The sequence below is a fragment of the Buttiauxella sp. genome (assembly GCF_035271705.1).
GTDB lineage: Bacteria > Pseudomonadota > Gammaproteobacteria > Enterobacterales > Enterobacteriaceae > Buttiauxella.
In genome coordinates this window covers 1-19473 of sequence record NZ_DATERI010000079.1, presented here as the reverse complement: position 1 = coordinate 19473, position 19473 = coordinate 1, and the positions used below count along the sequence as shown (strand labels likewise).

Genomic DNA, 19473 nt, shown 5'->3' with positions numbered 1-19473 from the left:
TTGTTATCCCTTGATGTCCTTAACGATAAATATCGTTATACGAAATGCCAACGTGACGAGACTAATTATCTATACGCCATGAAACAATTGATTATGAGCAAAACTGTGGTATCACGCACAAAATTATTCACACTGTGAATTAATTTGCTTTATGCACATAACGAATCCGAGGGTACCCTATCAACACGGGTGTGGCGAGAGCTTTTAACTGATTTCTTATAAGAAATTGTGATGTTAGAAAATGATTAGAAATATTGTATGTTTGTTGAGCGAGATTGGTGCTTAAAGGTACAACTGCTTCATTTGTCTGGGGAAGCTGGCCGGCTAAATATTGGGCTATTTTGACAGAAGAATGAACAATCACCCGATACTATTCCATTCTCTGATGTTTGGGGGTTAATTATGTTTGTTATTTGTTAATGATTTGTTTTAAGTCGCTTGGGTAAATAGCAATCCAGCAGGATAATTAACCTGTCACTTATTGAGGTTAATAGCACCCAGGGTAAGCAAACAAGCACTACAGATAACGAACCGACGAAGATATCAGTAAACCAATGCGCACCTATCATCATGCGAGGCATGATAAAAATCAGGAAAATAATAACGGCAAGCCCAAACGCTTTTTTGCCAAAATATCGCCACATGAAGCCGGTAAAAATCAGCAGCATTAATCCGTGATCGCCAGGAAAACTGTCTTTAGATGCATCTTTAGTCGGGAAGTGCAGCAAGTCACTCACACGATAAATATCGGTGAAATACAGCGTAGGGCTGACGTGAGATTCCGGAATCAAATGGCCGAGCTGATTAATAATCACTGCGCAAAATAGCATCACAATACCCATGATAACTCTGTGGCGGCGGCCAGTTACTGACTCTTTGCGCCAGTAGCAAAAAAACAGCGAACCCATCGCTAATAACGATATTCCATCAAATACCCGATTATTGGTCACAGCGACAAGCAAGAGGAAGGCGTGGCTCTTAATCAGTGCGTGGTTAAAGAAGTGGAAGAGAGTGGAATCGATAACGAACCAATACCCGTGCTCAGGAGGTAGATACCAACTAAAAAATAGTGCTAATCCCAGTGCGTTAAGCACCAGAATTAGAGGAAGTCGAACAGTATTCATACAATGTCACGAGATTTTTAAACACAGGGCAAAAGGGTAGACTTACGAACTTAAACGTAACTTCAACAGTGATGATTGCAACGTATTCCAGTCAACATCACCGCTATGGATTAACTCAATACGGCTGTCTGGTGGCGCAACATTTTGTGTTTCGATATGGAAATCAAGGCCCTGACGATTAACTCGCACTAAACCTTCCTCAATACGCAGCACACCTTTAACGCGGTCGACCGGGGCAAGCCTGGCCCATTCCAGAATCCCAACGGTGTCAAAGAGTGTGTCGGCATCAAATATCCAACCGCAACCGACATAACCCTGGCCACTATTAATGCTGCGTCTCCAGCGTTGATGTTCAGGCAAGCTTAATGCGGCAAGCCCCTTAGAGACGGCGTGGCTGTGGTTATGGTCTGGACTGGAAGGGAGTTCACGTAAATTTTGGCGCGGTTTATCGAGGAGAGAGATGTCGATGTTGCCGTTAAGGGCCGTAATAATTTCACGGCCCGCACCTTCGCGCTGTTGCCATTGGGCCAATGCACTGCGGCTTTCGTCGCTGGCACGGTCTTCTTTATTAGCAATAATCATGTCGGCTGCGGCCAATTGATCGCGGAAATTATCATTATTCACGACCCGTTCATCAAGCAACTGGCGAGGGTCAAGCAAACAGACAGTGGCATTGAGTTCTATCCACGGTTGGTAAACTTCGGCAGTCAGCATGTCGAGAATTTGTTTCGGATGACCCAGCCCCGTAGGCTCGATAAGTAAGCGGTCGGGTTTACCCTGACGAAGCAATGTATTCAGGCCAACCTGCATCGGAAGCCCATTCACGCAACACATACAACCGCCGGGGATTTCTTTCAATAATGCGCCACTGTCGGCTAACAACGCGCCGTCGATGCCGACTTCACCAAATTCGTTGACCAGCACCGCCCATTTTTCATGCTCAGGTTTATTGGCTAGCAAATGTAAAATGGTGGTGGTTTTTCCGCTACCGAGAAAACCGGTAATGAGGTTGGTTTTAGTCACAGTTGCTCCGGACAGGTTAAGTGAACCTTATGTGATGTAATTATCACAATCCTGAACAACATTTGCGAGAAATGGAAGCTTGGGTCGGCATCACATCCTTGTGAAGCACGCTTAAAGGCATCGATCGTTAAATTAACTGACCAGTTTGGCGATCGCTGCGCGCGCGCCATTGCGACATAATTCGTTCCATGCGGCACGGATGTTTTCGACAAACTGCTCATCAGCAGGCAGGTCGCTACCGAAGATTTCTTGCAGGCTGAGCAGGGCGAGTACGCGTTCTTCAGGAGCACTGCCTTCAACCAACGTTTTTATCTTGCTGGCCAGAGGATCGCGAATATCAATCTCGTTGCCCGCATCATCGATACCGCTGACATAACGCATCCAGCCAGCAATACCCAACGCCAGACATGGCCATTCATCACCTTGTTGCAGATGCCAGCGCACACTTTCCAACATGCGTTGTGGCAGTTTCTGGCTTCCATCCATCGCGATTTGCCAGGTGCGATGCTTCAGCGCCGGGTTTTCGAAACGCTCAAGTAAGTTATGCGCATACTGCTGCAAGTCGACGCCTGTGACGCGTAGCGTCGGCGCTTGTTCTTGCATCATTAAACGATGCGCAGCCTTGCGGAAATTGTCATCAGCCATGCAATCATTGACATGCTGATAGCCCGCGAGGTAGCCGAGATACGCGAGGAAGGAGTGGCTACCGTTAAGCATGCGCAGTTTCATTTGTTCCCACGGCATCACGTCGTCGACCATTTCAACGCCCACTTCTTCCCATGCGGGGCGGCCAGCAACAAAGTTATCTTCAATAACCCATTGGATAAACGGCTCGCCTGAAATCGCACACGGATCTTCAACACCCAGCGTTTCGGTGATTTCGAGTAACGATTCGGGTGTTGCAGCGGGGACAATTCTGTCGACCATGGTGCTTGGGAAAGTCACATGCTCACGGATCCAGTCGGCTAACTCCGGGCTGCGCGTTTCTGCCATGCCAATCACAGCATGGCGAACCACATGACCGTTGTCGGGAATGTTGTCGCACGAAAGCACGGTAAAAGGACGCAACCCCCGTTCGCGGCGACGATTAAGGGCTTCTACCAGAATGCCAGGTGCTGAATGGGGTTCGCCTGGATTTTGTAGATCGTGAATAATTCGTTCGTTATTGTTGTCGAGTTTTCCGGTCGCCGGGTCGATGCAATATCCCTTTTCAGTCACGGTCAGGGAAACAATCGCCACCTGTGGCTCGCAGAACTTCTCAATAATCGCATCAAGGCCATCAAGTTTTGCATTCAGGCATTCGTTAACCGCGCCGACAATAATCGCCTGATTACCCTCGCGGCCTTTTTCTAGCACGGTATAGAGGTGGTCCTGAGCCCGTAGCGCAGTCATCAGTTTGTCGCCACTAAACAGGCTAATTTCACAAATACCCCAATCACCCCCCAATTTATTGAGTACCCGATCAGTCAACAACGCCTGGTGTGCGCGATGAAATGCCCCAAAGCCAAAATGGACGATGCGGGTTTTTAACGCCTTACGATCATAGCGCGGTTGCTGAACGCTGGCGGGGTGCGTGACCGAAGCAATTGTATTCATAAATGTAAATCCTGATTAACGAATTGGTAACATTGCGCAGTCTAAAGTTATATGACAGCAAATAAAATTGGTGTGCCGCCTTTATCCATTTAATGTGAGCTGGATCAACCAATACCACCGCAAAATTTGACCGAAAAGAAGAATCAAGTATGGTAGTAGTCAATGCAGTATTCTAAAATTGGTATGACAACTTAACTGAGGAACTGTCGATGGAACAAACATGGCGTTGGTACGGCCCAAAAGACCCGGTATCTTTAGATGATGTGCGTCAGGCGGGCGCGACTGGTGTCGTGACTGCTTTGCATCACATCCCAAATGGCGAAGTATGGCCGATTGTTGATATTAAAGAGCGTCAAGCCGTGTTGGCAGCGAAAGGGCTGACCTGGTCGGTAGTAGAAAGTATTCCGGTGCACGAAGAAATTAAAACTCACACCGGCGACTACGATAAGCATATCGCAAACTACCAACAAAGCATTCGTAACCTGGCAGAATGTGGCATCGACACCGTTTGCTACAACTTCATGCCTATTCTGGACTGGACGCGTACCGATCTGGAATATGAGTTACCCGATGGCTCACGCGCTCTGCGTTTTGACCAGATAGCGTTCGCGGCATTTGAGCTGCACATCCTGAAGCGCAAAGGCGCGCAAGCGGATTACAGCGAAGAAGAGCAGCGCCAGGCGCTGGATTACTTCAATACTACGTCCGATGCAGAAAAAGAAAAACTGACGCGTAATATCATCGCCGGTTTGCCGGGTGCGGAAGAGGGCTACACCCTGGACCAGTTCCGTGCACGCCTTGCTGAATACGACGGTATTAATAAAGAACAGCTACGTGAAAACATGGCGTACTTCCTGCGTGCGATTGTTGCCGTAGCAGAAGAAGCCGGTGTGCGTCTGGCCGTTCACCCGGATGATCCACCGCGTCCAATCCTCGGCCTGCCGCGTATCGTTTCTACCATTGAAGATATGCAGTGGCTTAAAGAAACCGTCGACAGCATTTATAACGGCTTCACGATGTGTACGGGTTCTTACGGTGTTCGTGCTGACAACGACCTGGTACGTATGATTGAATCCTTCGGCGATCGTATTCACTTCACCCATCTGCGTGCAACTTGCCGTGAAGAAAACCCGAAAACCTTCCATGAAGGCGCGCATCTGCAAGGTGACGTGGACATGGTGGCGGTTGTGAAAGCGATTCTGACTGAAGAGCAGCGTCGTAAAAACAGCGGTGATGTGCGTCCGATTCCAATGCGCCCAGACCACGGCCACCAGATGCTTGACGATCTGCACAAGAAAACCAACCCAGGTTATTCAGCGATTGGTCGTCTGAAAGGTCTGGCAGAAGTACGTGGCGTGGAACTGGCTCTGAAACAGACAATGTTCCCGGATTTGCTGAAGTAAGCTAAAACAGCCAATAAAAAACGCACCTTCTGGCTAACACCGTTCACTTAAGTCAATGAATGAGGGGAAACACCGGGATTTGGTTCCCGGAGGGACGCCAAACCCGGTGGTCGCCCCGGATATCTCGTTCTTAAACTAACGGTGTTAGCCTTCTGGCGCGTTTTTACATTCTTAGCAGCAATTAGTCAGCGCGGCCCATAGAACGTTTTTCAGCGATATGAATGCGGATCTTCTCACCCGTCACCATATATTCTGGAACCTGAATCACCAGGCCAGTTGACATCGTTGCAGGCTTGGTACGGGAGCTGGCTGATGCACCTTTGATACCCGGTGCAGTTTCAACAATTTCCAGATCCACAGTCTGTGGCAATTCCAGTGCCAGCAATTGGCCATCCCAGGTCAGAACCTGCATGTCTGGCATGCCGCCTTCAGGAATGAACTGCAACTCGTCTTCAATCTGATCTTTGGTGAAGATATACGGGGTGTAATCTTCTTTATCCATGAACACGTACTCGTTACCGTCGATGTAAGAGAAATCAACGAAACGGCGAGTCAAGGTAATGGTGTCGACGATATCGTCACCTTTGAAGCGTTCTTCAACTTTCTGCCCAGTACGGACATCAGAAAAACGCATTTTATAAAGCGTTGCTGCGCCGCGCGCACTCGGTGCCTGAATATCAATATCTTTAACAATCAGCAGTTTGCCGTTGTAATTCAGTACCATACCTTTTTTGATTTCATTAGCTCTTGCCATCGGTGTTTCCTGTAAAAAATTGAAGGGCGAAAATATTGCGTCAAATTACTCGCGGGGCGTCATTCAGGCAAGCGGATTTAATCACTGATAGGGTAGAAATGGCATAGTAAAGCCGCGTCACTACTGCTACAGTCCAGATCCTTGTCAGCCCACCAGAGTATTGCAGATGGACTGTCGTCCCGATTGCGGCGCATGTTGTATTGCCCCTTCAATTTCAAGCCCGATTCCTGGGATGCCACACGGAAAACCAGCTAATACCAGGTGTGTCCAACTTGCGGACAATTTACAGTGTAAGATTTTCACCTCTCCATTACGTCCCAAAGTCTGCGCGAGCCTGCAAGCTAGTCGGGAAATGTGTTTTACACATAGAGATGCTGCGATGACTTACCTGATTAAACTTGAAGCGGAAACTGCGTCTTAACATTCTGGCGAGATGTTTGATGTCTTAAATGAAGTGGCCAACAAAATTGGCCACGGTTTTAGAGTTTGTCCCAATATCATCGTTCTGATTCATTGTGTTAATCGGCTTACACAAACTCCTCTCGTATTTCTAATACCACCTGTCCTGCATCTGGCTGCAAGAGGTACTGACTGGCAAACTCCGTCATCGGCATCGGTCTGCCATATAAATAGCCCTGCAGGAAGGTCACATTACGTGCCCTCAGGTAGGCAGATTGCACCTCATTCTCCACGCCTTCTGCCACCAGTTGCAGGCTGAGTCGGTTTGCCAGGTCGATGATGTTATCGACGATGTGGACAGAGATAGCGTCGGTCCCAATCATGTTGACGAAGCTCTTGTCGATTTTGAGCGTATCAATACTGAAGCCCTGCAGATATCTGAGGCTGGAATTACCGGTACCGAAATCATCGATAGCGATTAACACTCCCATATTGTGTAGTTCGGCAATCAGCCTGTCCGTGACCTCATCGGGCACCAGCAACTCCCGTTCAGTCAGCTCCAGCACCAGCTTAATGGGGTTGTGTCGGAAGGCATAAATGAACATCCGGCAATCCTCAATCAGGCTAAAGTCCTTGCAGTGAGAGGCACTGATGTTGAAAGCGAAATGGAAGCCGCTGGGTAACTGATGTACCTGAGGCGCAAACTGTTCGCGCACCTGTTCCATCAGAACCCGGGTCATCGGGATGATAAGACCCGTGTCTTCCGCCATCGGGATAAACCGGTCCGGTGGGATCATGCCCTCAAGAGGATGCTGCCAGCGCATCAGGACCTCACAGCCAGTCAGGTGAGTATATTCTCCGGACACCACTGGCTGGAGGTAAGGAATGAACTCCTGATGCTCCAGCGCCCGTCGCAACCCTTGCTCCGGCGAGCTCCTATGCCCCGTTATCCTAAACACCCAAACGCCTGCCACCAGACTCAGAAGAGTCCAGGCGATGAGGCTGACTTTAGAAAATCGCCAGATATTGCTCATGTAGTTAGCAGGGGACAATTGCGTGGCGACCCGAAACGGGTACGTTGTCGATACCGATTCCAGATAATCCGGTGTTTCAAGGGCAAAAAATTGATCGGTTGGCTTTTTATTGGACTGCCAACGCTGTCGCCCCACGACCAGGCTTATGGGTGAATCTGAACTCAACATGTCGAGTTCAGAGAGCAAATGATAACCAAAAAGCCTCACCACGATACTATTATTGCCGACAACTTCCCGGTAGACGATAAGCGGCTGATCCGGTTTCACTTCGTTGCCCTTCATGAGAACGAGTTTACCATGGGTGTAATTATCAACATTGATCGGCTCCTGATAGGAGCCATACAGGGAAGAACAAAAGGCGTTATCCCCATGAACCAAGCTGATACTGTGCACATCCGGTGAAACAACCAACAACATTCTCAATAGCGGCTCGACTTCTTGACAAGGTTTGTCAAGGCTCCCTCTGAGGGCAGAGGCGGTCTGTTTGCCGCTATCCAGTGTCTGATCAACTTTCTTTAGGGTCTGCTGCAAGCGAGTCCTGGCCGCTTGCGTAGTATTTGAGACAGTCTGCGAGAGCGTGACGATATACCCCAGCACGATACACAGCAGGCTAACCGCAATGGCGCTTTCGAGCCGAACTTTAAATTGACGTGCCTCTAAGACTCGAAACGGCATTTACATCCCCATAAATTTTAGACCTCAATCAGCTAAAAACTTTCCCAGTTTCCTTCTGATGACGCGGATGTTTCATTGCGCCTGACGGTTTGTACCGGGGCTTTTTTAATGACCGCTTGTGGCAAAACACGCCCAGCCGTCACACTGTCTAACTTAAATGTTGATACTAGCCTGGTGAGCACTTCTGCCTGCTCATGTAATGACCGGGATGCAGAGGATGCCTCTTCCACCAGGGCGGCGTTTTGCTGGGTCACCTCATCCATCTGACCAATGGCCTGATGAACCTGCTCTATCCCTTTGCTTTGTTCCGCGGTGGCGGCAGCAATCTCACCGACCAGGTCAGCGACCTGTTGAACAGAATCTCTGACTTTCTCTGAATTATCCCTGACCTTTTCGGCCTGAAGTGCGCCATTGGCAATCTGGTCAACGGAGGTTCCAATCAGGATTTTAATATCACGCGCAGCAGTAGATGAGCGTTGGGCAAGATTGCGGACTTCTGTTGCGACGACAGCAAAACCGCGACCATACTCGCCAGCCCGGGCTGCTTCAACCGCCGCGTTAAGCGCCAATATATTAGTCTGGAAGGCAATACCTTCGATAAGCCCGGTGATATCAGCAATTTTACTGGAACTGTGTCGGATATCTTCCATGGTGTTCAGCATGGTGTTTACGGACTCACCATTTTCAACTGACATATTATTGGCAGTATTAGCCAGCTTACTGGCCTCATGCGCACTCTCCGCATTGTGTTTAACCGTGTCACTGAGTGCCGACATACTTGCCGATGTCTGTTCAAGAGAAGCGGCCTGTTCTTCCGTGCGTGCTGAAAGGTCTTCATTACCGGCTGCTATCTGAGAGGAACCGGTGCTCACTGAAAGCGCAGATCCATTGACAGAAGTCAGTGTGCCAGAAAAACTCGTCAGTAATTTATTAAATTCCTGTGCCATTTTGCCAATTTCATCCCCGCGGGAAGCATCGGCAAAGCGGGTAAGGTCAAGACTGCTGCTCACCTCAGACCCTTAAATCAGTTAACGTTCATGAAAAAAATATTTAACCATTACCTAACAAGGGTTATCGGTTTGGCTGCCATAAACTTGATATATTTTGACACAACACACTGAGGAAATTTTCAACCTTCTTATGTTAAGAAAATAAGTTAACAAATAGAGTGAAAGAGTTTTACAGAGGTATGACGCTTCTTTTTTATTAACTACTTGTAATGTATGTTAATTATCATCAGGAGAAGGCGTGATTATTTACCACAATAAATGAATGATTTCATTTTTGAACTAAATTGATTCATTGAAGAAATATCAGACTAAATAGAAAAAGGGTCGTGACTTCGATTTATTGACAACGTAATAAGCGCTTCTGTGAAGTTTATCGCCGTTTTTCATAACGCGTGGTGATACTGCGATTCTTTGCGGTCTGAAATATAAAAACCTTCTCACCCATCCCCGTGACAACGATAAATCCGCTGGGCCAGTCACCCAGGCAAGTGATACCTGCGCACGCAGAATCGAGCTGAACATCACCGCCTCGCGACTGATACGGTCGGCGTGTTCGCACGCCTTGTCAGTCAATAAACAGTTGTTCAATCAAAGGCGGCACGAAAAGCCTCTTAATGCTCACGCTACCCACAAACGCATCGCAGGGGGGCGGGTTTAGCTTTTTATGAAACTGCCACCATACTTATTAAAGAGGAAGGGTCCATTGGATGATCCTGCTTTAACTCGTTCAGCTTTTACGTTCAGGTTTGAGGAAAATGTGCGGAACCTCTAAATTTCAGTAACGAAATCTCAACATCTCTTGCCTGAATTCGGGTGAATATGCACACTACTTGAAACGTTTCAGCGTCGTCTTATTTTGTATCAGGAGTGGGATGGCGCATTTTTTCTCATTGCAGCTGAATCGTTTCAATTCAGCAGGAGAGGAGAACCATGTTCCAGTTATCTGTGCAGGACATTCATCCGGGAGCGAGTGCCGGAAATAAAGAAGAAGCCATTCGTCAGGTTGCCGCAGCACTCGCGCAAGCGGGTAATGTCAGCAGTGGCTATGTAGAAGGTATGCTGGCTCGCGAGCTGCAAACCTCCACTTACCTGGGTAACGGTATTGCTATTCCACACGGCACCACCGATACCCGAGATCTGGTGCTGAAAACCGGCGTTCAGGTGTTTCAGTTCCCGCAGGGAATCGAGTGGGGCGAAGGCCAAACCGCCTATGTTGCAATTGGTATTGCTGCCAGCTCCGACGAACACCTGGGTTTACTGCGTCAGCTGACACATGTGCTTAGTGATGACGACGTTGCTGAACAACTCAAAAATGCAACATCAGCAGAAGAGCTTCGTGCTGTGCTGATGGGCGAAAAACAGTCCGCATCTTTGCTATTTGATAACTCGTTGCTGACGCTGGATGTCACTGCAACTGACCTGATGACGCTGCAAGCATTAAATGCCGGGCGCATCAAACAGGCGGGTGCGGCTAACACCGCGTTTGTTAGCCATGTCATTTCCAGCAAACCACTTTACTTAGGTCAGGGTATCTGGCTGAGCGACAGTACCGAAGGCAACCTGGCCAGTGCTGTGGCAATCAGCCGTCCTGTTACCGCGTTCGAAACTGAAGGCCAACCGGTATCGCTTTTGATGACGGTTGCTGTGGCCGATGACCAACCCTTGCAAGTGCTTAACCGCCTGAGCGACATGCTGATTAACAACACGGCTGACCGTTTGCTCAATGCCGATGCACCCGCGTTGCTGACGATGCTGACCAGCGACGTCGCACCTGAACAAAACAGCCTGAGTGCTGAGTTCCAGATTCGTAATGAACACGGTTTGCATGCACGTCCCGGCACCGTGCTGGTGAATACCATCAAACAATTTAACAGTGAGATTACCGTGACCAACCTCGATGGCACCGGCAAACCAGCCAATGGACGTAGCCTGATGAAAGTTGTGGCACTTGGCGTGAAGAAAGGCCATCACCTGCGTTTTACCGCACAGGGTGACGATGCTGAACTTGCACTGAAAGCGATTGGTGAAGCTGTTGCTGCCGGTCTGGGCGAGGGGGCAGCATGACTCGTCGCGTCGCAACCATCACGCTAAACCCGGCTTACGATCTGGTCGGTTACACCCCGGAAATTGAGCGCGGTGAAGTTAACCTGGTTCGTACCACTGGCTTACACGCTGCCGGTAAAGGCATTAACGTTGCTAAGGTTCTCAAAGATCTCGGTATCGATGTCACAGTCGGCGGCTTCCTTGGGAAAGATAACCAGGATGGCTTCCAGCAACTGTTCAGCGAGTTGGGGATTGCTAACCGCTTCCAGGTTGTACAGGGCCGTACCCGTATCAACGTAAAACTGACAGAAAAAGACGGTGAAGTGACCGATCTGAATTTCTCCGGTTTTGAAGTCACTCAATCGGATTGGGATCGCTTTGTTGCCGATTCCCTGAGCTGGCTCGGCCAGTTTGACATGGTTTGCGTCAGTGGCAGCTTACCGGCAGGCGTTTCCCCGGAAGCGTTTACCGACTGGATGACCCGTCTGCGCAGCCTGTGCCCTTGCATTATTTTCGACAGCAGCCGCGAAGCGTTAGTGGCTGGTCTGAAAGCGGCACCATGGTTGGTGAAACCGAATCGCCGCGAGCTGGAAATTTGGGCAGGTCGTAAGCTTCCGGATATGAAAGATGTGATTGATGCGGCCCACGCGCTGCGTGAACAGGGCATTGCTCATGTGGTGATTTCTCTGGGTGCCGAAGGCGCTCTTTGGGTTAACGCGTCCGGTGAGTGGGTGGCGAAACCGCCAGCTTGTGAAGTCGTCAGCACCGTGGGTGCCGGTGATTCCATGGTGGGTGGGCTTATCTACGGCCTGTTAATGCGTGAATCCAGTGAACATACCTTACGTCTGGCGACGGCAGTTGCGGCGCTAGCGGTGAGTCAGAGCAACGTCGGTATTACCGACAGGACTCAACTGGCGGCCATGATGGCGCGTGTTGATCTGAAACCTTTTAACTGACAGCAGGAGAGGAACAATGAAAACGCTGCTGATTATCGAACCTGGTCTTGGTCAAGCCCGCGCATACCTTGCGAAAACGCTGCTCAGTTCTGCGGCGCAGAAAGCGCACTTGCAGATTATCGACAATCCAAATGATGCTGAAATGGCGATTGTGGTGGGTAACGCGATACCTGCTGATGCCTCGCTGAATGGTAAAAATGTATTCCTCGGCGATATCGACCGCGCGGTACAACATCCAGAATTGTTTTTAAGTGAAGCAAAAAGCAAAGCTAAACCGTACACCGCACCAGTAAACGTAGCGCCTGTGGCTGTGGCTAAAGGGCCAAAACGTGTGGTCGCGGTAACGGCTTGCCCGACCGGTGTCGCGCATACCTTTATGGCTGCTGAAGCCATTGAAACCGAAGCTAAAAAACGTGGCTGGTGGGTAAAAGTTGAAACGCGTGGTTCAGTCGGCGCGGGTAATGCGATTACACCAGAAGAAGTGGCTGAAGCTGATTTGGTGATTGTTGCCGCGGATATAGAAGTGGATCTGGCTAAATTTGCTGGCAAGCCGATGTACCGCACTTCAACCGGTTTGGCGCTGAAAAAAACGGCACAAGAGCTGGATAAAGCGGTCGTTGAGGCAACGACTTTCGTCGCGAACGCCCAGGGTGCTTCGAATACGAAAGAAGGTAAGAAAGAGGCGGCGGGTGCTTATCGTCACCTGTTAACCGGCGTTTCCTACATGTTGCCGATGGTGGTTGCGGGTGGTTTGTGTATCGCACTGTCATTTGCATTCGGTATCGAAGCGTTCAAAGTGCCGGGCACTCTGGCCGCAGCACTGATGCAAATCGGTGGGGGTTCAGCCTTTGCGTTGATGGTGCCAGTTCTTGCAGGTTACATCGCATTTTCTATTGCGGACCGTCCAGGCTTAACCCCAGGGCTTATCGGCGGTATGTTAGCGGTTAGCACCGGTTCAGGTTTTATCGGCGGTATTATTGCGGGCTTCCTCGCAGGTTACGTTGCGAAGATGATCAGCACGAAGCTGAAACTGCCAACCAGCATGGAAGCACTGAAGCCCATTCTGATAATCCCACTGTTCTCGAGCCTGGTTGTTGGGCTGGCGATGATTTACCTGATTGGTACCCCAGTTGCGAAAATCCTCGAAGGCTTAACTCACTGGCTGCAAACCATGGGCACCGCGAATGCGTTACTGCTGGGCGCAATTCTTGGCGGCATGATGTGTACTGATATGGGTGGGCCGGTGAACAAAGCGGCTTACGCATTTGGCGTCGGATTGCTGAGTACCCAAACTTATGCACCTATGGCGGCGATCATGGCCGCAGGTATGGTGCCACCCTTGGCGATGGGCCTGGCGACGCTGGTTGCGCGTCGTAAGTTCGACAAGGCACAGCAAGAGGGCGGTAAAGCGGCGTTGGTTCTGGGTTTGTGCTTTATCACTGAAGGGGCAATCCCGTTCGCCGCTCGTGACCCAATGCGCGTTCTGCCATGTTGTATCATTGGTGGTGCGGTGACGGGGGCTCTGTCGATGGCAGTGGGTGCCAAGTTGATGGCTCCACATGGCGGATTATTTGTTCTGCTGATTCCAGGTGCGATTACACCGGTTCTGGGTTACCTGATTGCGATTGTGGCGGGAACACTGCTGGCGGGGCTGTCTTATGCCTTCCTCAAACGTTCAGAAACTGAATTAGCGGTTAAAGCAGCGTAATACTGTGGGTGGATGACGCTATCGCTAATCCACCCTACAAAAGCAAAAAGTAGGTCGGATTAGCGCAGCGACATCCGACACTCATTCCAGGCTCCCTGCATTCGCCGGGAGCTTTCTTTTTTTAAGCCGCAACTTCTTGATGTTGTTGTGCTTTCAACCACGCAATTTCTTCGGCCCAAATATCCGGGTTAGTGGTTTCCAGAATCATTGGGATCCCATTGAAACGGCTATCGCGCATGATCCAGCTAAATGGGGTATGGCCGATATTGCCTTCACCCAGGCTGTTGTGGCGGTCGACACGGCTGCCAAAGGCACTTTTCGCGTCATTAAGGTGCATACCGCGCAAATATTTAAACCCGACTATACGGTCGAATTCAGCGAAGGTCTGTTCGCAGTCCGCTTCAGTACGCAGATCATATCCCGCAGCAAAAGCGTGGCAGGTATCGATACACACGCCGACGCGAGATTTATCTTCTACGCCATCAATGATTGCTGCCAGATGCTCAAAGCGGAAACCGAGGTTGCTCCCTTGGCCCGCCGTGTTTTCAATCACCGCCGTCACGCCTTCTGTCTTATCCAGCGCAATGTTTATCGACTGTGCAATACGTGCCAGACACTCTTCTTCGGGGATTTGCATCAGGTGGCTGCCAGGATGGAAATTCAGCAAGGACAGACCGAGTTGCGTGCAGCGTTCCAGCTCATCAATAAAGGCTTCGCGGGATTTTTCCAGCGCTTCTTCGACGGGATGACCGAGGTTAATCAGGTAGCTATCGTGTGGGAGGATTTGTCCTGGACCGTAATGGTACTTTTCACAGGCACGTTTGAAATTACTGATAACTTCTTCGCTCAACGGTGCGGCGCGCCACTGACGTTGGTTTTTAGTGAACAGGGCAAAAGCAGTGGCTTCAAGCTCATGTGCGCGAATTGCGGCATTTTCCAGACCACCTGCGGCACTGACGTGTGCGCCAATAAACTTCATCATTGTTTCTCCTGTCAAAACCCGCTACCGGGAAACCGTCAATGATAGCGGGTTATGCGGGAGTTTTCACACCAGGTTTGTGTTCCGGTTTACCTGGTTTTATCGCGGCGGGTGTAATCCTGGTATATCAGGAAAATCTAACCACACTTCGCGAACTCGTTTATTCAGGATATCTTCCTGATTTGGCACAATGGCATCCAACGCTTCGATGGGAGGGAAAGGGAGGTGAAAAGCAAGACTTTGGCTGAGTCTTTGCAAATGCTGTTGGTATATTTCCCGAGGAATAGATATTTGTTCTTTAATATCATGATGATATTCTGGGTAGGTATTTAACCATTCATCAAGCAGTGCCCTGGAGTCCGTTAACGCTGCCAGGCGTACCGTGATAACGGTATAATGATTTCTCTCCTGTTCGATACAGCCATCTCTGGACGTTTGAATAAGATCCCAAACCATATTTCTCCGGGTAGCTTCGGTTTGTGATTGTAACCAAAAATCAAAATAATTAACCTCGCGGTTTTCTAAAGCCTTACATTCTGAAATTTTATTTTCAAGTTGATACCTGGCGGTTACCGCCTCAGATTTTAGATGCTCATGAAAAGATGTCGCGGCGTTAGAAGAGCCTGCCTGGAACAGCAATGTTAAGAATAATAGGAAGTTATAAGGCATTGTAGACACACTTCCAAAATTCTCGGTCTTTCGAAGATGTCTCATCAACTGCTCTCATAGCAAGTGTTTCAAGCTGGCGGCGTTTTATAACATCTATGCTTGAAAATGCCTGAGCCAGATTGTTCCAGTCGTAGGTTGTGATGTTGTCGCTGCTGGATAATGTATTTAACCCGGCGTAATTGCCACGTCCTGAAAATATTTGAAATATAGGTACAGCGGTGAGTAGATGGCTAAGAAAATTAGCAGAGCGAGTAAGACGCTCCATTTCTTTGAGTGTCTCGAAGGTTTTCAGACTTGGGGTGAAATGATGAATGTTACAAAAGCTTCCTTTCATTACCTGATAGCTCCTGGGAAGATATAAAACTCTTTTATACCCTCCCAGAGTATTTCTTATACGATAGGGGTCACAAATTTCCAAATGGCTAACGGTATTGATTATTCATTTGTTTAATTAATAAACCCATGCACTATCAAATTAATAGCCGCACCGCCAATTATCAACCAGACAAATAATATTAGTGCCATCAACAATGGACGCACACCGGCTTTTTTCAGCGCGCTGATATGGGTCGTCAAACCCAATGCCGCCATGGCCATGGCTAGCAAAAAAGTATCCAGCTTTATCAGTATATTAACCGTCCAGGCAGGCAGCAGATGCAGCGAGTTAAACATCGCCACGACAATAAACAGCACTGCAAACCATGGGATCGTAATTTTACTTTTCTGTGCCTGGCCTGCCGGCGCGAGCTGTTTAACGCGAGCGGCCAGGAAAATCAGGAACGGAGCCAGCATCATGACGCGCAGCATTTTCGCAATCACCGCCGCATTTTCAGTCTCAGGGCTTATTGCATGCCCCGCAGCCACCACTTGCGCCACTTCATGCATGGTTGAACCGCTATAAATCCCAAACGTTTCCGGCGTGAACCACTGCGTGACATACGGATACATCATCGGATAAATGAAAATAGCCAGCGTACCGAAAATCACGACAGTGGCGACGGCCACGGTGACTTTACTGGCTTCAGCCTTGAGAACCGGTTCCGTTGCCAGTATCGCGGCGGCACCACAAATACTGCTACCGGCACCAATTAACCAACTGGTTTGTTTATCCAGACCAAACACTTTCTGACCCAGCCAGCAGGCGAGGGCAAAGGTGCTCGTTAATGTCAGAATGTCGATGACGACACCGCTGACACCGACGTCTGCAATTTGCGAAAACGTCAGGCGAAAACCATACAGAATGATGCCAAGGCGCAATAAGTGTTGTTTCGCAAACAGCACGCCACCCTCACAGTGCTGCCAGATTTTCGGGTACAGCGTGTTGCCGATGACCATCCCGCACAAAATGGCGAGCGTTAATGCTCCTAGCCCAAATCCTGCCACGGAAGGAATGTTACCCAACCACAATGCCAGTGCAGTAATGCTGCCTGCCAGCGCAAGGCCTGGCAGAAAATGCCACAATGAATATCGATGAGTGGGAATTGATAGCGTAGCCATAGCCTTCTCCTTTGTGTTGGCAAAAGTGTATGAGCGACTGGCTTAAAAATAAAATTGATTATATATTTATAATCAATCTGAATAACTGTTAAGGCGTAACCCTCATGCATATCACACTGCGGCAACTTGAAGTTTTTGCCGAAGTCCTCAAAAGCGGTTCTACGACCCAGGCTTCACAGATGCTGTCGCTGTCGCAGTCGGCGGTGAGTGCCGCGCTGTCTGATCTCGAAGGGCAATTGGGTGTGCAGTTATTTGACCGCGTCGGTAAGCGGTTGGTGGTCAACGAACATGGCCGCTTGTTGTATCCCCGCGTTGTGGGTTTACTGGAACAGGCCGCTGAAATTGAACAGTTATTTAAAGAAGATAATGGGGCTATTCGCGTTTTCGCCAGTAGCACGATTGGTAACTATATTCTGCCGGAAATGATTGCCCATTATCGCCGAGATTTCCCCGCACTTCCGCTGGAAATGAGCGTTGGCAATAGCCAGGACGTGATTAACGCGGTGGCAGATTTCCGTGTTGATATCGGCCTGATTGAAGGGCCGAGCCATATGACCGATTTGGTTACCGAGCCATGGCTTGAAGACGAACTGGTCGTGTTTGCTCCACCGAGTGCACCTTTCTTGCAACAGCCAATCACTCTGGAAATTCTGGCGCAACAGCCGTGGATCTTACGTGAAAAAGGCTCCGGTACGCGTGAGATCGTTGACTACCTGCTGCTATCGCATTTGCCTCAGATCCAACTCTGTATGGAATTAGGTAATTCAGAGGCGATTAAACACGCAGTGCGTCATGGTCTGGGCATTAGCTGCCTATCACGTCGAGTCATTGAAGAACAGTTGGAAGCCGGATCGCTGGTGGAAGTGCCTATACCGTTGCCGCGCCTGGTGCGGACTCTGTATCGCATTCACCATCGCCAGAAGCATATTTCAAATGCCTTACAGCGCTTTTTGAAATATTGCGATAAGTAAATGAAAGTGGCATCCGATGGCACTTTTCGCCCCTTATCATAAGTGCGTTACTTATAATCCGTCTCCGATCATGAAGCTCTCTTATAACATCGCATTTCTACTATATGTATAAGACTGATTTGCTACAATCGCGCCTCATTTTTTGGAAGGACCGCAATTTTCTATGGTTTCTCAAGATAAAACAACACAAGCGCCTGGCTTAAGACGTGAGCTAAAAGCGCGCCACTTAACGATGATCGCCATTGGCGGATCCATCGGTACCGGGTTATTTGTTGCCTCTGGTGCAACCATTTCTCAGGCGGGCCCTGGCGGCGCGCTGCTCTCCTATATGCTGATTGGTCTGATGGTGTACTTCCTGATGACAAGCCTGGGCGAGCTTGCGGCATACATGCCGGTTTCTGGTTCATTTGCCACCTACGGGCAAAAATACGTTGAGGAAGGCTTTGGCTTCGCGCTGGGCTGGAACTATTGGTACAACTGGGCGGTTACTATCGCGGTTGACCTGGTCGCCTCACAACTGGTGATGAACTACTGGTTCCCTGATACCCCAGGCTGGATTTGGAGTGCGCTGTTCCTCGGCATCATGTTCCTGCTGAACTACATCTCCGTTAAAGGCTTTGGTGAAGCAGAATACTGGTTCTCACTGATTAAAGTGACCACGATTATCATCTTTATCATTGTCGGTGTGATGATGATTCTGGGTATCTTCAAAGGCGCACAACCTGCGGGCTGGAGCAACTGGACGATTGGCGATGCGCCATTTGCTGGTGGGTTCTCTGCCATGATAGGCGTGGCGATGATAGTCGGCTTCTCCTTCCAGGGGACTGAGCTTATTGGTGTCGCTGCGGGTGAATCAGAAGATCCTGGTAAGAACATTCCACGCGCGGTGCGCCAGGTGTTCTGGCGTATCCTGCTGTTCTATGTGTTCGCGATTCTGATTATCAGCCTGATCATTCCTTATACCGACCCGAGCTTGCTGCGTAACGATGTGAAAGATATCGGCGTAAGCCCGTTCACCCTGGTATTTGAGCACGCAGGTCTGCTGTCTGCGGCGGCTGTCATGAATGCCGTAATCCTGACGGCAGTACTGTCAGCAGGTAACTCCGGGATGTACGCATCAACGCGTATGCTTTACACCCTGGCCTGTGATGGCAAAGCACCACGTATTTTCTCTAAGCTGTCTGCGGGCGGTGTGCCGCGTAATGCGCTAATCGCGACAACGGTCGTTGCGGGTCTGTGTTTCCTGACATCGATGTATGGCAACCAGACTGTTTACCTGTGGCTGCTGAACACCTCCGGTATGACGGGGTTTATTGCCTGGTTAGGTATTGCGATTAGCCACTACCGTTTCCGTCGTGGTTATGTGAAACAAGGGCGTGATCTCAAAGACTTGCCGTACGTTTCAGGCTTCTTCCCTTTGGGGCCAATCTTTGCCTTCGTTCTGTGCCTGATTATCACCTTGGGTCAGAACTACGAAGCATTCCTGGCCGATAGAATTGATTGGGCTGGCGTAACCGCAACCTACATTGGTATTCCATTGTTCCTGGCGATTTGGTTCGGCTACAAGATAACTAAAGGTTCTCGTTTCGTGAAATACAGCGAAATGACGTTCCCAAAAACGTTTGAAAAGTA

The 19473-nt window shown here is 49.4% G+C and carries 16 protein-coding genes and 2 pseudogenes; 7 read left to right on the top strand and 11 right to left on the bottom strand.

The window, feature by feature from the left end; genetic code table 11:
- Positions 1-416: 416 nt before the first annotated feature.
- The 3 genes from VJY99_RS07010 to VJY99_RS07000 all read right to left on the bottom strand — a co-directional run bounded on the left by VJY99_RS07010 (position 417) and on the right by VJY99_RS07000 (position 3743).
- Positions 417-1124, bottom strand: coding sequence for a phosphatase PAP2 family protein (locus tag VJY99_RS07010; RefSeq protein WP_324117343.1), 708 nt, complete (start codon positions 1122-1124; stop codon positions 417-419).
- Between the two features lie 42 nt (positions 1125-1166).
- Positions 1167-2147 (bottom strand): GTP-binding protein, encoded by a 981-nt coding sequence (locus VJY99_RS07005; RefSeq protein WP_324117342.1) that lies wholly within the window; start codon positions 2145-2147, stop codon positions 1167-1169.
- 132 nt (positions 2148-2279) lie between these two features.
- The gene (locus VJY99_RS07000; protein WP_324117341.1) at positions 2280-3743 is read right to left on the bottom strand and encodes a mannitol dehydrogenase family protein; all 1464 of its coding nucleotides are present in this window, start codon (positions 3741-3743) and stop codon (positions 2280-2282) included.
- A gap of 209 nt (positions 3744-3952) precedes the next feature.
- Here VJY99_RS07000 and uxuA point away from each other — a divergent pair, with 209 nt between their 5' ends.
- A complete protein-coding gene (gene uxuA, locus VJY99_RS06995) occupies positions 3953-5146 on the top strand; it encodes a mannonate dehydratase (RefSeq protein ID WP_324117340.1) in 1194 nt (397 codons plus the stop codon).
- 181 nt (positions 5147-5327) lie between these two features.
- Here the strand turns inward: uxuA and yeiP are convergent, their stop codons facing one another.
- A complete protein-coding gene (gene yeiP / locus VJY99_RS06990; RefSeq protein ID WP_324117339.1) occupies positions 5328-5900 on the bottom strand; it encodes an elongation factor P-like protein YeiP in 573 nt (190 codons plus the stop codon).
- A gap of 166 nt (positions 5901-6066) precedes the next feature.
- Here yeiP and VJY99_RS06985 point away from each other — a divergent pair, with 166 nt between their 5' ends.
- Positions 6067-6321 carry a YkgJ family cysteine cluster protein gene (locus tag VJY99_RS06985; protein WP_324117338.1) on the top strand — a complete coding sequence of 85 codons (255 nt, stop codon included), beginning with the start codon at positions 6067-6069 and terminating at the stop codon, positions 6319-6321.
- Between the two features lie 106 nt (positions 6322-6427).
- Here the strand turns inward: VJY99_RS06985 and VJY99_RS06980 are convergent, their stop codons facing one another.
- The 3 genes and pseudogenes from VJY99_RS06980 to VJY99_RS06970 all read right to left on the bottom strand — a co-directional run.
- Positions 6428-8008, bottom strand: a complete 1581-nt coding sequence (locus VJY99_RS06980) for an EAL domain-containing protein (protein WP_324117337.1) — start codon at positions 8006-8008, stop codon at positions 6428-6430.
- Positions 8009-8040: 32 nt separating this feature from the next.
- A pseudogene (locus tag VJY99_RS06975) lies at positions 8041-9024 on the bottom strand (methyl-accepting chemotaxis protein); the annotation flags it as partial.
- Positions 9025-9486: 462 nt separating this feature from the next.
- Positions 9487-9579: pseudogene (locus VJY99_RS06970) on the bottom strand (hypothetical protein); the annotation flags it as partial.
- A 369-nt stretch (positions 9580-9948) separates the two neighbouring features.
- On the opposite strand from VJY99_RS06970, the gene fruB reads away from it, so the two are divergent.
- The 3 genes from fruB to fruA are packed head-to-tail and all read left to right on the top strand — an operon-like array spanning position 9949 to position 13725.
- Positions 9949-11082 carry a fused PTS fructose transporter subunit IIA/HPr protein gene (gene fruB / locus VJY99_RS06965; RefSeq protein ID WP_324117336.1) on the top strand — a complete coding sequence of 378 codons (1134 nt, stop codon included), beginning with the start codon at positions 9949-9951 and terminating at the stop codon, positions 11080-11082.
- On the top strand, positions 11079-12017 hold the full coding sequence (gene fruK, locus VJY99_RS06960) for a 1-phosphofructokinase (RefSeq protein WP_324117335.1): 939 nt from the start codon (positions 11079-11081) through the stop codon (positions 12015-12017). The genes fruB and fruK overlap by 4 nt, the downstream gene beginning before the upstream one ends.
- A 16-nt stretch (positions 12018-12033) precedes the next feature.
- Entirely contained in the window at positions 12034-13725 is a 1692-nt protein-coding gene (gene fruA / locus VJY99_RS06955; protein ID WP_324117334.1) for a PTS fructose transporter subunit IIBC, read from the top strand.
- Between the two features lie 121 nt (positions 13726-13846).
- Here the strand turns inward: fruA and nfo are convergent, their stop codons facing one another.
- The 4 genes from nfo to VJY99_RS06935 all read right to left on the bottom strand — a co-directional run bounded on the left by nfo (position 13847) and on the right by VJY99_RS06935 (position 16870).
- Positions 13847-14704, bottom strand: coding sequence for a deoxyribonuclease IV (nfo, locus tag VJY99_RS06950; protein WP_324117377.1), 858 nt, complete (start codon positions 14702-14704; stop codon positions 13847-13849).
- A gap of 99 nt (positions 14705-14803) precedes the next feature.
- Positions 14804-15373: a hypothetical protein gene (locus VJY99_RS06945; protein WP_324117333.1), complete on the bottom strand. Its 570-nt coding sequence runs from the start codon at positions 15371-15373 to the stop codon at positions 14804-14806.
- Positions 15363-15707, bottom strand: coding sequence for a hypothetical protein (locus VJY99_RS06940; protein ID WP_324117332.1), 345 nt, complete (start codon positions 15705-15707; stop codon positions 15363-15365). The genes VJY99_RS06945 and VJY99_RS06940 overlap by 11 nt, the downstream gene beginning before the upstream one ends.
- Before the next feature lie 113 nt (positions 15708-15820).
- On the bottom strand, positions 15821-16870 hold the full coding sequence (locus VJY99_RS06935; protein WP_324117331.1) for a YeiH family protein: 1050 nt from the start codon (positions 16868-16870) through the stop codon (positions 15821-15823).
- 104 nt (positions 16871-16974) lie between these two features.
- Between VJY99_RS06935 and yieE the strand changes: the two genes are divergently transcribed.
- Both yieE and VJY99_RS06925 read left to right on the top strand, forming a co-directional pair.
- Positions 16975-17841, top strand: coding sequence for a DNA-binding transcriptional regulator YeiE (gene yieE, locus VJY99_RS06930; RefSeq protein ID WP_324117330.1), 867 nt, complete (start codon positions 16975-16977; stop codon positions 17839-17841).
- A 163-nt stretch (positions 17842-18004) separates the two neighbouring features.
- Positions 18005-19473 (top strand): amino acid permease (locus VJY99_RS06925; RefSeq protein ID WP_324117329.1); only part of this gene is annotated, 1469 nt, incomplete at its 3' end.

Bases quoted from the DNA above. Each gene is read 5' to 3' on its own strand.
- VJY99_RS07010 (WP_324117343.1), bottom strand. From the start codon at position 1,124: ATGAATACTGTTCGACTTCCTCTAATTCTGGTGCTTAACGCACTGGGA.
- VJY99_RS07000 (WP_324117341.1), bottom strand. From the start codon at position 3,743: ATGAATACAATTGCTTCGGTCACGCACCCCGCCAGCGTTCAGCAACCG.
- uxuA (WP_324117340.1), top strand. From the start codon at position 3,953: ATGGAACAAACATGGCGTTGGTACGGCCCAAAAGACCCGGTATCTTTA.
- yeiP (WP_324117339.1), bottom strand. From the start codon at position 5,900: ATGGCAAGAGCTAATGAAATCAAAAAAGGTATGGTACTGAATTACAAC.
- VJY99_RS06985 (WP_324117338.1), top strand. From the start codon at position 6,067: ATGGACTGTCGTCCCGATTGCGGCGCATGTTGTATTGCCCCTTCAATT.
- VJY99_RS06980 (WP_324117337.1), bottom strand. From the start codon at position 8,008: ATGCCGTTTCGAGTCTTAGAGGCACGTCAATTTAAAGTTCGGCTCGAA.
- fruB (WP_324117336.1), top strand. From the start codon at position 9,949: ATGTTCCAGTTATCTGTGCAGGACATTCATCCGGGAGCGAGTGCCGGA.
- fruK (WP_324117335.1), top strand. From the start codon at position 11,079: ATGACTCGTCGCGTCGCAACCATCACGCTAAACCCGGCTTACGATCTG.
- fruA (WP_324117334.1), top strand. From the start codon at position 12,034: ATGAAAACGCTGCTGATTATCGAACCTGGTCTTGGTCAAGCCCGCGCA.
- nfo (WP_324117377.1), bottom strand. From the start codon at position 14,704: ATGAAGTTTATTGGCGCACACGTCAGTGCCGCAGGTGGTCTGGAAAAT.
- VJY99_RS06945 (WP_324117333.1), bottom strand. From the start codon at position 15,373: ATGCCTTATAACTTCCTATTATTCTTAACATTGCTGTTCCAGGCAGGC.
- VJY99_RS06940 (WP_324117332.1), bottom strand. From the start codon at position 15,707: ATGAAAGGAAGCTTTTGTAACATTCATCATTTCACCCCAAGTCTGAAA.
- VJY99_RS06935 (WP_324117331.1), bottom strand. From the start codon at position 16,870: ATGGCTACGCTATCAATTCCCACTCATCGATATTCATTGTGGCATTTT.
- yieE (WP_324117330.1), top strand. From the start codon at position 16,975: ATGCATATCACACTGCGGCAACTTGAAGTTTTTGCCGAAGTCCTCAAA.